General features: G+C 58.2%; 13 protein-coding genes and 4 pseudogenes. 7 read left to right on the top strand and 10 right to left on the bottom strand.

The features are described 5' to 3' along the window. Positions 1–60: 60 nt before the first annotated feature. The 3 genes and pseudogenes from AC0L2O_RS34245 to AC0L2O_RS34235 form a co-directional block, all read right to left on the bottom strand. Positions 61–608: pseudogene (locus AC0L2O_RS34245) on the bottom strand (IS66 family transposase); the annotation flags it as partial. 777 nt (positions 609–1,385) lie between these two features. After that, on the bottom strand, positions 1,386–2,345 hold the full coding sequence (locus tag AC0L2O_RS34240; RefSeq protein WP_473372874.1) for a cupin-like domain-containing protein: 960 nt from the start codon (positions 2,343–2,345) through the stop codon (positions 1,386–1,388). A 511-nt stretch (positions 2,346–2,856) separates the two neighbouring features. Next, positions 2,857–3,015 carry a transposase domain-containing protein gene (locus tag AC0L2O_RS34235; protein WP_473372873.1) on the bottom strand — a complete coding sequence of 53 codons (159 nt, stop codon included), beginning with the start codon at positions 3,013–3,015 and terminating at the stop codon, positions 2,857–2,859. Positions 3,016–3,096: 81 nt separating this feature from the next. On the opposite strand from AC0L2O_RS34235, the gene AC0L2O_RS34230 reads away from it, so the two are divergent. Continuing rightward, positions 3,097–4,283, top strand: a protein-coding gene (locus AC0L2O_RS34230; RefSeq protein WP_094183250.1) for an IS3 family transposase whose coding sequence is annotated in 2 segments (ribosomal slippage) — positions 3,097–3,349 and positions 3,349–4,283 — 1,188 coding nt in all. Because the reading frame shifts where the segments join, the coding sequence is not laid out codon by codon here. A 4-nt stretch (positions 4,284–4,287) separates the two neighbouring features. Here the strand turns inward: AC0L2O_RS34230 and AC0L2O_RS34225 are convergent. The 6 genes from AC0L2O_RS34225 to AC0L2O_RS34200 form a co-directional block, all read right to left on the bottom strand. Further along, on the bottom strand, positions 4,288–4,374 hold the full coding sequence (locus AC0L2O_RS34225) for an IS66 family transposase (protein ID WP_473372889.1): 87 nt from the start codon (positions 4,372–4,374) through the stop codon (positions 4,288–4,290). A 103-nt stretch (positions 4,375–4,477) separates the two neighbouring features. Beyond that, on the bottom strand, positions 4,478–4,825 hold the full coding sequence (locus AC0L2O_RS34220) for an IS66 family transposase (protein WP_473372872.1): 348 nt from the start codon (positions 4,823–4,825) through the stop codon (positions 4,478–4,480). Position 4,826: 1 nt separating this feature from the next. Further along, a complete protein-coding gene (locus AC0L2O_RS34215) occupies positions 4,827–5,375 on the bottom strand; it encodes an IS66 family transposase (RefSeq protein ID WP_473372888.1) in 549 nt (182 codons plus the stop codon). 403 nt (positions 5,376–5,778) lie between these two features. Beyond that, the gene (tnpB, locus tag AC0L2O_RS34210; RefSeq protein WP_473372887.1) at positions 5,779–6,105 is read right to left on the bottom strand and encodes an IS66 family insertion sequence element accessory protein TnpB; all 327 of its coding nucleotides are present in this window, start codon (positions 6,103–6,105) and stop codon (positions 5,779–5,781) included. A gap of 24 nt (positions 6,106–6,129) precedes the next feature. Then, positions 6,130–6,258 carry a hypothetical protein gene (locus AC0L2O_RS34205; RefSeq protein ID WP_473372890.1) on the bottom strand — a complete coding sequence of 43 codons (129 nt, stop codon included), beginning with the start codon at positions 6,256–6,258 and terminating at the stop codon, positions 6,130–6,132. Next, complete coding sequence (locus AC0L2O_RS34200; protein ID WP_473372871.1) at positions 6,224–6,397, bottom strand: transposase; 174 nt, start codon at positions 6,395–6,397, stop codon at positions 6,224–6,226. Before AC0L2O_RS34200 ends, AC0L2O_RS34205 begins: the two co-directional genes overlap by 35 nt. 560 nt (positions 6,398–6,957) lie before the next feature. Between AC0L2O_RS34200 and AC0L2O_RS34195 the strand changes: the two genes are divergently transcribed. Continuing rightward, positions 6,958–7,656: a hypothetical protein gene (locus AC0L2O_RS34195; RefSeq protein WP_473372870.1), complete on the top strand. Its 699-nt coding sequence runs from the start codon at positions 6,958–6,960 to the stop codon at positions 7,654–7,656. A 265-nt stretch (positions 7,657–7,921) separates the two neighbouring features. Here the strand turns inward: AC0L2O_RS34195 and AC0L2O_RS34190 are convergent. Then, positions 7,922–8,375 (bottom strand): annotated as a pseudogene (locus tag AC0L2O_RS34190) (ATP-binding cassette domain-containing protein); the annotation flags it as partial. Between the two features lie 789 nt (positions 8,376–9,164). On the opposite strand from AC0L2O_RS34190, the gene AC0L2O_RS34185 reads away from it, so the two are divergent. The 5 genes and pseudogenes from AC0L2O_RS34185 to AC0L2O_RS34165 form a co-directional block, all read left to right on the top strand. After that, positions 9,165–9,836: an AMP-binding enzyme gene (locus AC0L2O_RS34185; RefSeq protein WP_473372869.1), complete on the top strand. Its 672-nt coding sequence runs from the start codon at positions 9,165–9,167 to the stop codon at positions 9,834–9,836. An 87-nt stretch (positions 9,837–9,923) separates the two neighbouring features. Next, positions 9,924–10,145 carry a hypothetical protein gene (locus AC0L2O_RS34180; protein WP_473372868.1) on the top strand — a complete coding sequence of 74 codons (222 nt, stop codon included), beginning with the start codon at positions 9,924–9,926 and terminating at the stop codon, positions 10,143–10,145. A gap of 218 nt (positions 10,146–10,363) precedes the next feature. Further along, positions 10,364–10,744, top strand: a complete 381-nt coding sequence (locus AC0L2O_RS34175) for a pyrroline-5-carboxylate reductase dimerization domain-containing protein (RefSeq protein ID WP_473372867.1) — start codon at positions 10,364–10,366, stop codon at positions 10,742–10,744. A gap of 175 nt (positions 10,745–10,919) precedes the next feature. Further along, a pseudogene (locus AC0L2O_RS34170) lies at positions 10,920–11,415 on the top strand (Glu/Leu/Phe/Val dehydrogenase dimerization domain-containing protein); the annotation flags it as partial. A gap of 94 nt (positions 11,416–11,509) precedes the next feature. Beyond that, positions 11,510–11,695, top strand: a pseudogene (locus tag AC0L2O_RS34165) (hypothetical protein); the annotation flags it as partial. Between the last annotated feature and the right edge of the window lie 376 nt (positions 11,696–12,071).

The following is a 12,071-nucleotide window of genomic DNA, read 5'->3' as shown; positions in this document are numbered from 1 at the left end:
CGATACGCTGATGACGCGGGATCGCCCTCGAGGACCATCCCGGCTGGTCGTGGCCGAACTCTCGAACCGCACCATCGCCAGCGAGCTTGGCTCCGCCCAGCCGCGGGCAATCATATGGAACGGCACCGGGGGCCGCCTGATCTTCTCGCACTCCCGGCAGCTGAACCTCTCCCGGACGCGTTGGATCACCTTCCAGGATTTCGGGATCACCTCCAGCGTCTCGGTGATGTCCTCTGCCGCAGCAGGCGCACGACGTCGGCCCTGAGACGATCACGCGCTCGAGGGGTAGATGCTCCGGGAACCTGGTGAGTTGGCCACTTGCGCCTGAACGAGGCCACCTTCGTGGTCTCGGCCGGCGGCCAGTTCATCCTCTGTCGCTGAGATCGAGCTCCTCCAGCGTCAGTTCGAGCCGATCCAATGCCGCGCGGTACACTCCGAACAAGGGCCATTATGATCACGGTTCAGCTTATCTGCAGCTTCAGGTGAGCGATCAGCGCCTGGTCGTCGGAGTGTTGGCCGCGAACGCTGGCAAGTTCGGCGCGCGTTGCCAGCAACGCCGCCTGGAGCGCCTCAACGTCTTCCGGCAGCTTCTTGGGACCGTCACCCATGCACCGATGGAACCACAAAGCCTCCGATTCGGCGCACCCTTTTTTCAATATCTCTGGAGATTGCCGAACCTCGCCGGCGCTCTGCGGCCGCCAGCTGTGTTGAGGGTTCCGCGGATCGATCGCCTCCAGCAAATACCCCATCTGAGCTACGTTCAGCGACACAACACCGTCCACCTTCGCCGGCCAGATGAAGCGGCCTGTCCAGCCTCTTGGCGGAGAGCGACAGCCCGACGACCCCGTCGTGCAAAGCGCCTTGATTAGCGTGCCGACACGACTACGGAACACAATACGTAGTCAGCAAAGGGATCTCGCCCGAGGCGCTGCTTCACCAGCAATGCATGACCCCTGGATGCCTTGTGCATATCAGCGTGACCGGTTGCGATCCAGATTCTCGCTCCTGCTGCGATCGAGGTCATCGCCGCTCCAGCAGATCCCACACGCGAGACGACGCGGTCATATCGACGTCGGCATCCACGATCACTCGATAAGCTTTGCCGGAGACAACCTCCATGCATCCGCTCGTTGACTTCGCTAGACGGCCGCCGCGGGAAGACGTTGTACAACTCGGTCGCTGCGATCTTGAAGAAGGGCATCGATACGACCAGCCCTCTAATCAACGAGAAATCCTTTATGCTCGCGATCCGCTAGTCGACTTTTTTATTCTCTCGAATCCTGCACCGGCCGATGCTTTCGTGCTTCAGCTGACCTGCCCCATCATATACCTTTTCACTCGACCAATTATGCGCAAGTCGCCGAGAACCCTCTGCGGGTTGCCGATCAACTTACATAGCTCAAGTAGGGTCGGTACAACGGAAAGGTGATCGCTTCAGGTATTTCAGCGACTACGGCCAACGCTGTGATCGCATTATAATAAGCTACTTCTCTTGGCATTCCCTTGGATGATTGCGTAAACGCGTCCAATACGCTCCGGTCCGTGTGCCAATCGATGTTGAAAGAAATCGAGGCCGACAAGCTGCGAACATGGTGGAGGGTTCCAGGCGGCATATAGAGCATGTCGCCGGCATTTACGTTAATCACGACAGGGGTTGCCTCCCGATACTTCGGAAAGCGCACATAGTCCGGTTGCTCAGGGTCCACGTCAAACCACCTCCAATCGCGACGTCCACAGAACTCAGATTGATTCGATGGTAAGATTGTGAACCTCTTTGCACCGTAGATTTGGAAGAAGAGATTGTGAGTAAGTAGGCTGTCGAAGTGAAGCGGAGTAACGGTGCCTCCTGGGCCCATGAAGAATTGCGAGTAGCGCCACCAATGCTGACGATACGAGGGACTAAGGAATTCCGTCGGAAACGGCTGACAATCTCTTGCTAAACTTTCCACTAGCCCCAGTAGCGGAATGTCGTGGCAGTACGGAATTGCCCCTGGGTCCATCGACATTTCAGTCCCGACCCGTGGCTGCTCCATCATAAACCGTATGTAGTCTGCAAGGCGCCAAGAAGACACCCTAATGCCCCCGCTGCTAAGGGTTTTGACAGGCACTGTAAATGAACCAGCGACCTTATCGAAATACTGAGGAGACCAGTGTTGGCAGGCGCTCCAAGCCGCGCAGCCGCCACGCAAAACCAGTGGCTGCATTGCATCTCGGTAATTCATCGCAAAGCTCGATTCTGATAGCTCAGTCAAGCTAGCGACGGAAAATACGCGAGAATCTACTTGCGTGTACAATGATCGATCCCCTAACGGCTGCGGTGATATTGTTGCCTCGATATCAGACATTATTGCCTCTCTTCTGACGTGACTAGATTGAACCAGGTCCCTTCGGCAGCGGCCAGCGAACCCGATCGGTAACTAACGGGAAAGAATTCGTGCAAATCGCATGATTTGCATGCTCATTCCCGCCCGCCACAACCTTGGCATATGGAGCTGCCGGCATCTGCAACCGTTGCGAACGCCGCATAACCTTATGGTCAAGAGTCTGCACATAAACCCCCAAATAAAACGATCAGGGACCACCAGCGAGGGCGGGCGAGTTCAATGTACTCTGCAGGTCGGAAGTTGGCCACGCCCAGCTTTGGGAGGTGAGGCGGTTCAATCTGATATGGCGTCGACCTTAGGCCTACCGCCGTGTACGGAGCTCAGGTCGTGGATTGTCACGTTCGGCGCTTTATCTCCATTCCGCATCGTATGGTTCGGGCAGGAGAGTGATCCTGCCCGCTGCCGTATCTCAGTATTGCAGCCAACTGGATTTTCCAGCCGAGGCGTTAGTCGTAAGCGCTTAGCCGCCACCCTATTCGCGCGGGCTTGACACCTTGCGGAATCGCCACGGCATGAGGCCTTCGATCGCACTACGGGGATGGCCGTCGAGGATCGCCTCGAGTGTTTCTGTGATGTAGCCGGCTGGCTTGACGTCGTTGAGCTTGCAGGTGGCCACGATGGATGCAAGCAAAGCCCAGTTTTCTGCCCCTGACCTGCCCCTGCCGATTTCCTCCAGTTGAAGTTAAAGTCCGGCCTTCTGAAGGACGGACAAATGAAGCGAGCTAGGTTTACGGAAGAGCAGATTATAGGCGTGCTGCGCGAGCATGAGGCCGGTGCGAAGACGGCCGATTTAGCACGCAAGCACGGCGTCTCGGAAGCGACGCTTTACAACTGGAAGTCCAAATTCGGCGGTATGGACGTCTCGGATGCCAAGCGGCTACGGCAGCTTGAGGACGAGAACGCCAAGCTGAAGAAGCTATTGGCCGAGCAGATGCTGGATGCGGCGGCGCTGCGTGAGCTTCTTTCAAAAAAATGGTAGGGCCCGCCGCCAAGCGCGAAGCTGTCGCGCATCTGCAGGCCGAATTGGGACTGTCAGAACGGCGGGCCTGCATCATCGTCAGCGCCGACCGCAAGATGATCCGTTATCGGTCGAGCCGGCCGCCCGATGCCGAACTGCGGGTCCAACTGCGCGAACTGGCCAACGCCCGCCGGCGCTTCGGCTATCGGCGGTTATTCGTGCTGCTGCGTCAGCATGGCGAGCCGTCCGGGCTGAACCGTATCTACCGGCTTTATCGGGAGGAAGGCCTCAGCGTGCGTAAGCGCCGGGCTCGCCGCCGCGCGGTCGGCACCCGGGCGCCGATCCTGCTCGAGGCCCGGCCGAATGCCCGTTGGTCGCTGGATTTTGTCCATGACCAGTTTGCCAATGGGCGCCGGTTCCGGATCCTCAACATCGTCGATGACGTGACCCGGGAATGCCTGGCGGCGATCCCCGATACTTCGATCCCGGGACGGCGGGTGGCGCGCGAGCTGACGGCGTTGATTGGTCGCCGCGGCAAGCCTGGCATGATCGTCTCGGACAACGGCACCGAGTTCACCTGCAACGCCATTCTGACTTGGTCAGAGGACAACCAGATTGCCTGGCACTTTATCGCGCCAGGCAAACCGATGCAGAACGGCTTCTGTGAAAGCTTCAACGGCCGGATGCGAGACGAGCTTCTCAACGAAACCCTGTTCTTCGGCCTTGATCACGCCCGAACCAGGATTGCGGCGTGGGCCGATGACTACAATAGCCACCGCCCGCATTCGTCGCTGGGCTATCTAACACCCGCGGCCTATTCCGCCAACCTCACCGCAACGTGCGACCGGCTGCGCAACCCCGACCAGCTCCGCCGATCGCACGTTGTTCACCCCGCGCCAAACGGCGTAACATCCGCCGAGACTCTAATCGCCAATGGATGAAAGTTCAGCGGCAGGTCACCCCGATTTCATGGCCCGCGAAGAGCGCATTTTTTCTGGTTAGGCAGACCGGCCGGATGGCGTTCTCGACCAGGTTAGTGTCGAGCTCGAGACGCCCGTCTTCGAGGAAGCGGGTCAGCCCCTGCCAATGATAAGCGCATAGCGGATATCCTCGACGAGCGTCGAGCCGCTGGAGATCATCGACAACTTTTCTCGAACCACATTTTTAACGCCGCGCCGAGAGGCAACGAATGCTCTTTGCGTGCGGCCAGCCGAATGTCCGCCGATGAACCACGGACTATGGCTTCGATAGCGTAAAGCTGTGCGATGTGCCGAATGGCGGCCCCGGCGATCGTCGATTTGCTGTTGCGAGCCAATTTGACAAAACGCCGGCGCAAGTGGCTCCAACAATGCACGAGCGTCCACGGCCCTTGTGGTCGGGCGACTTCGGTTAGCCGGTCATGACCACCATAAGCATTGCAGGAAGCGTCCGTTGAAGCCGTGCAGGAACTCCTCGGCGAAGGCGCCACTACGACTGGGGGCATATCAGAACAGCACGATCGGCGGACTTGGACCGCTGTGGCCGCGGTCGTCGGAGACGATCGCCCAGAAGTAGCCTTTCTTCGTTTGGCCGCGCCCGGGATCAAGCATCGGCGCCGTGGTTTCGTCCATGAACAGTAGATCCGCCATGGCCAGGCGGCGGCGCATGTGGTCGGCGATGGGCTGAAGATGGAAGCCGGCGCGACCGGACCAGTTGCCCAGTGTCGCCCGATCAAGCCGGATGCCCTGGCTCGCATGCATCTCGGCCTGACGATAAAACGGCGTGTGGTCGTTAAACTTGGAGACGATCACATGCGCGATAGCCGCTTCGGTCCGCAGCCCGCCGGGCACGACGTGTTCCGGGGAGTGCGCCTGCGCGACAGGGCCCGCGCAGCGCCGGCAGATGTATTTGGGGCGGCGTGTGACCAGCACGCGCCATTGCGCCGGGATCACGTCGAGGCGCTTGCTGACGTCCTGGCCGATCTTCGTCATGGCGCCGCAACCGCACCGACAGAGCGTGCTCGCAGGCTCGATGATCCGTTCCGCTCGCGGCAAATGGGCAGGCAAGCAGCTGCGATTGCGATGGGACAATTGATCAGGATCGCTCTGCGATCGGCCCTGGATGACCTTCTCGGCTCTTTCATGCGCCGCGCCCAGGATGCCTTACGCGATCTCCACGTCTTCGGGCGGCAAAGATACCGATCTGGTCGTAGCTTCTCGGACTTCGACCGAACTTATCGGGTCGTAATTCGCCGAGAATGATCTCTAGCCGACGCCGGACCTCCTCCGACGCGCCCAGTGCCCCCTGATGCTCGCTCAAGGCCGCCTGGGTTTGCGCCAAAACGCGTCTTCAGGCGTTCGTTTTCGTCGCGCAGAGCCGCGAGCTCATGCGCTATTTCGAGCACATTGTCGCCGCGCATGCCACGTTCAAAATAGCTTCCGAGTCATTCTGCCGCAGTCATCCCGCCGCTTGGGGGCGTCGTGCTTCCTCCGGGCGGGCCAACCTCCAATCCAGACCCTCGAATAAGGCCGCGAACATCGCCGGCGACATGCGCATCACGCCGTCCGCGATCGCTGGCCAAACGAACTTGCAATCTTCGAGTCGTTTGTGCACTAACACCAGGCCCGTTTGGTCCCAGACCAAACTCTTGATCCGGTCCGCTCGTTTCGACCGGAACACGAAGGCTGCGCCACTGAATGGGTCAAGGCGAAACACCTCCTCCACCTTCGCCGCAAGCCCATCATGGCCACAGCGGAAATCGATCGGCCGCGTTGCAACGCAGATCTTCAGATCAGCATCGGCCGCAAATCATCGTGACGCTCGCAACGCGCGGATCACCCGGGACAGCTGTTCGGCATAAATGGCCGTATCCGTCCGCAGCACGACATCACCGATCGCGATCTCAAGCTTGATCGCCCGAGCCGGACGCTTCTCCAAACGCACCTTCCACGACCAGCGGCGCGAATGCCGGCTGCGACGCCTCGCACGGCGGCAACATGCCCCGCTGTCGAAACCGCCGTCGCCAATCGTGGATCTGCCAGCGCGTCGCTCCGTGCTTGCGCGCCACCTCGGACACCTGGGCACCCGGTAGCAGACTCTCGGCGACGATCCGAGCTCGCTCACCATCGGAACGGACGCGACGTCCCGAGCGCCCTTCAAGAACCTCCAGCCTGGCTCACCGCCCTTGCCGATGAGCCGTCCAAATGGACGTGCGCTTTGCTGTCCAAAACCCATCCCACATCTCCGTCCAAGCCGGAGGCGTCTTCGCACAGCTGTTCAGATCCTGAAGCAAGGGCTCCCGCTTAGCGCTTACCGTTAGTCGTTACACACGGGAAAGGAAATTGCTACCGCATCGGCTTGCTCATTCGCGCGGCCGGCGGATGTTTTGCACCGTGCGTCAGGACCAAGCGAGCACGGCCGCAATTTGCAGCCCACTTACCTGCTTGCCATAGGAATGATCTCAGGCGAGCTGGCGCTGCATGCTTGTGAATGCGTACACTCCTCAACGCCACCTGCTCAAACGCCACGTTTCCCCACCAGAGTGGGTAGGTGTCTCGCCTCTTGCTGACGCCGGGCGATCCATTACTAGTTCGGTGGACAGCAACAGCAGCTCATCACCATAGGAAAAGTGTAGCAATGAAAACCGTAGTCAATCCGTTGCAGGTCTCCCGATTCCTTCAAGTATATGACGACGCAGCCTTCCAAAAAGGCGTTAATGTTTCGCTGGGATTTGACTTTGAGGAGTATTTATCGATTACGCGGGCCACTCCAACAAAGGACCCGACATATCCAAACTTTCGGCCGGATCGCTCGCCAATAAAATTAGGCGAGGGATATTGGATCAAAGGCTCGGACAACAACAATGAGGTCGCGTTTTTAGCCGCTGCTCGACTATATGACCTTTCGGCGAGCAACTTTGCAGAACACCTTCAATCACTAAGAGCGTTCTACGCGGACCCCGCCATGCATGCACATCCTCAGGACCGTTGCGCTTGCATAGCACCAAGTGCCCAGAGGATAGCGGGGAAGGTTGCCTACCACGGCGATCTGTGGGTGCGGCGGGACTTTAGGGGAAGGGGCTTGCCCAAAATCATATCGGGAATTCAGCGCGGCGTGTCTTTTCATTTGTGGGCTCCTGACTTCGTATGTGCATTTGTCGCGCGCTGGCTACTTGATAAGGGCATCTCCCAAATGCCGCATTGCGAACCAGGAGGTTCGATATTACGGCTAGTGGAGCACGACATTCTCGACGACGAGTGGCTTGTTTGGATAACCGGTGATGAGTTGAGGAGCCTTGTTGATGACACGACAGAGCGTCGCGTTTTACCCTCATGACTTCGCTAGCTGACCAAGTATAACTAAGCTCGGGAGCGTTCGATGGTGACTAGTGAGTCTTGCCGGGACTAGGCTAACACGGCTCCCGAAGCTTGTGGTGTCAAGCCGGTCAGGGCGGTATATCATCGCAAGAGACTCGGCGCACCTGTGGGTGGTAGGGCCGATCGCAATCGGCCCGGTCGTGCAGGTTCGCGATGCCGTTTTCTGCCGTCAACCGCGTTACTGGCTGCTCTTGAGGCCGCTTCTCGGACGAGCAGCTGCTGAAGGCGGACTGCTTTCCTTTGGCGCGGTCGATGAAATCGGTGAGGTCGAGATGGTCGGCGAGTTTTGCAATGCGGTCGGACAATTGCATCACCGCGTAAAGCTTGCCGAAGATAGTGAGACTCTGCCGCACCGTGAGCCACATCGGCATATCGACATAGGGGCTCTTGAAGTTCATCCGCCCCTTTACCTGGGCGCTCTGTTCCGGCTTGGCGGTGGCCGAGCACGCGCAAGCGGCCGGAGGCCGGCAGCAACCGGCCCATGGTCATCGCGGTGGTGGTGGTCTTGCCGGCGCTATTGCCGCCCAGAAACCCCGTAATGGTGCCGCGAGGAAGCGAGAAGGAGATGCCGTCCACCGCGCGGGTCTGCTTGTAGACCTTGACGAGACGGTAGAGCTCAATGGCCGCGAACGAACTGCGATCCGCGACAGCCGCCGTTGAAGCATCATCGTTCTGAATCCTGCGTGCCTTTGTTTTTTATCGCTTGAACAGACAAATGCTGGAGGCGATTGCTCGGCGGTCCGCCTCTCAACGTGCTCCCATTGATGAAATAGCATTCTCGGTTAGATCGTTTAGCGCGTGATCTCGAGCAAACACCTTGCCAGACGCAACAACCGCGCCATGAGCCTTTCCTACCGTGAAGTTATAAAGTGGTGCTCGCGAAACGCAGCAACCGTTTCAACAGTGTCTCTGGAGACTCCCATGCTCGTCGCGTAGATCATTGAATGGCGTACCCGCGTTGCGGGTTTATCTCTATCAACTGCCCGTGCATGTGACCGACGTAGGGCGGCGGCAGCAATCGCTTAAGGGGCTGTTCGATAGATGTTCAGTCGTGCGAGCTGCCCGAGTATCTGCTGCCCGAAATGAGTGGGAACGTGTCGTCTGGTGGTGCCAGCGGCATCTTCAAGAAGCAACATGCTTGTTCCGCCGTCGTTCTGGTATGGTCAGAAGCGGTAGCTATGCCCAAGCTCTAGGTCTGAGACGAGGCGAGAAGGTGCTAGCGCTTTGACACAATACTGAGGCCAGGCGCGGACGCGCGTCGTTCCTACCAGAGCGCACTGGAGACCGTAATGACGACGATCTCCGACGGCCGCTTCAGTGTGGGGCTATCCCGTTGACGATCTGCTCCCCGGCAAAACAAAAGTGTCGAGGCGCGCAAATTGCCCCGACATGTCAGCCCTAGCTCGTCCTGTTTGCAAACATATCCAGTTCAATCTCGAAATAAACCTCGACAACGGCTTCTGAATTATGACCATTTTTGACACGTGCGAATTTGAGTGCTTGGGCCCTTGTCATGAAGAGACCTCCAAAACTCCCGCTCTGCTCGCGCACGACCAGTTGCCGCGGCTGTTTCTGCCAACAAAGACGATCGATGCTGTGCGGCTGCCAGAACGGTCGCGAATTGAGGCGCTGAACCGCCAAACTACTCGGTCCTCATTGGAAGGGGCGCTTTTCAAAGGGCACTTGGACAATCAAGAAGCTACCGACAAAGTTCTGGTAGCAGGCGCTCTTCACACCGGCGGCTCAGGAATTTTGGACACTGAAGGAAATCTTTGGTTCCACGGACGCATCACCGACAGCGTTCGATGCAAGGCGGAGAATGTCTCGGCTTGGGAGGTTGAGCACGTGGCAGCCAGTCATCCTGCTGTCGAGGATTGCGCAATAATCGGCGTCGCTGCGGAAATTGGCGAACAGGATATCAAGCTATTCGTGAAAGGCAAGACAGGCAAGTCGATCGAACCGGAACGTCTATCTGGCTGGCTTTCCGAACGTCTCACATCCTATCAAGACCCGCGCTACATCGAAATTGTCGGTGAATTCGAGCGTACGCCCAGTCAAAGGATCATGAAGCATTTGCTTCCGAACAATTTGGACAATTGTTGGGATCGGCTGGCGACGCAACATGCAAAACAGACCTAGAGGTGCGCACAGCCCACGATTTCGGAGTGATCTGAAAAGGTGACCGTTGTGTTTCGGAATGTGAGCGACCGCGAAGGGAAGGGCTAGATGGTTGGCACAGCGCCATCGGCAGTAGCCGATCGTTTGATTCTCGTCGATTGCGGCAATATGGGTTACGCGCTGTTGAGCGGCTGGTTAAGCTCAAAAGCACTTGATCCGAAGAATGTGCATGTCGTTAAGCCGGTTGTCAGTCTCCGCGAGCGAGCGGCACGATTGGGCACGAAAGTACATGAGACGCCGGACGGCCTACCGACCAAGCCGATCTGGTAGTTTTCGCTTTGAAGCCCCACTGAGGTCCCCGCTTATCATCGTTTTTCCAATCGGGCGGTTTTTGTCAGCATCGCTGCGGGTGCAACCACTGGCGAGTTGAGTGCACTTCTTGAGGGAGCGCGGGTCGTTCGGGCGATGCCCAATACGCCTACCGCGATCGGTAAGGGCTCAACGATCATCTTCCCGGCGAGGGTGTTTCGGACCTCAACCTAGACAAAGTGGCGTCCTTGTTTGCCGTCAGCGGCTCAGTACACCAGGTAGAGAACGAACGTTTATTGGACGCTGCTACAGCGATCAGCGGCTCTGGTCCGGCCTATGTTACCACGGCCGCGTGCGAACTCGGTCTCCCTGAGGAACTTGCGAAAAAACTTGTCAAGGAGACTGTTCACGGCGCTGGTGCCTTGGCGTTGCGAACCGAGGACGAGCCGGTCAAGCTCCGGCGGCAAGTGACGAGCCCCAAAGGGACGACAGAAGCAGCCCTCTCAGTTCTAACTGCTGAGGAGGAGTTCTTGTCTCTCATTCGCCGCTCAACGAAAGCGGTAGATCAAAATCACTTTCCGCGAATGCGTGAGTACCGCGCAATCAGTCCTCCCCGGTGACTGTCGTTGTCAATATCGCGGCGACAGCCACTTTCTTTCACGCGGCAGGATTGATTGAAAACCCTTCTGCGATTGCGAGGGCGGAGAGGCAAGGAGACGAGAAATAGAGACCGCCGTAAGAGTTCAATCGCAACCAACAAGCAATCTCTCATTCTTGGGCAGCGTCGAAGCGTACATGGATCGTGCGCTCGCTCAGTTTGCCTTGCCCGAAGGACTCGCCGAGCATCAAAGCGTGCAACTCAACCTACACCGTGAGGTTCGGAGTCAGGCTACGGGGCAGAATGTACAGCTTTACCGGATAGCGTTCCGTCCACAATGAACATGTCGAACCGGCGAAAAGCGGCATCCGGTACGACGCTAACTCCAATGAACAGGAAGTCGAAGCGCTCGCCGCGCTGATGAGCCTGAAATGTGGGCTCGTCGACGTTCCGTTCGGTGGCTCGAAGGGCGCCCTCAAGATCAACCCGAAGGAATGCGAGGTCCACGAGCTTGAAAGGATCACCCGCAGGTTCACACAAGAACTGGCAAAACGGGATCTCATCTCGCCCGGCCGCAATGTTCCCGCTCCAGATATGGGCACGGGGGAGCCGGAGAGGGCGTGGATGGCTGACGAATACAAACGCACCGGGCCGTCCGATATCGTCAATGCGAACGCCTGTGTCACAGGCAAATCAAAGATCTGCGCACTGCGGCTTATCGCATTGCGTTGAGCCGCGGTGCTGAAGCCTACAAGGCGATCGGCATTTGACACATTCAAGGGGTCGAATAGTGTCAAGGACAGAACAAGAACGTCGCGAAGTAGAACCGGGGCAAGCCTTCGCAGAGTTCGCTCCGCCGATCCGACTTCAGTCGCCTCTGCGCAAGGCAATTACGACAGCCTATCGCCGGCCCGAACCGGAGTGCCTGCCGCCACTCATGCAGGCTGCGAGGTTAGCCATGCATTCCCAGGACAATAAGGATCCCGCTTATCAGGCGAACGGGCAAAACGAATGTCTCATCTTGAGGGATTGCGGTGTTCAACGAGTTGAAAGAGAAGGACGGCAACCGTGCGAAGCTGGCCTTCAACACAGGAGGACGATGTTGCAGGCGGAGCGCCGCGCGCGGCAGTTGACACGCCTGTGCCCCGAAGGCTCTGGGTCTCCGCGAATTCATGCTTCAGACGAGAATATCAACTACCAGACTCCCGCAGCTGAACATTACCTTTGTGGGCAGATCACGTTTGATTGGATAAATGCCGTTAATCCCTACACTGCGGATTCCGATCGATGTCGCCCAGGATTCCGAGATGATCTCGCCCACCATTCCGATTTGAAGTCGCCCACCCGTT

It is taken from the genome of Bradyrhizobium sp. Kon10, from assembly GCF_055807395.1.
Note: the sequence above shows the minus strand (reverse complement) of the source record. Positions and strands in the feature narration are given on the sequence as shown.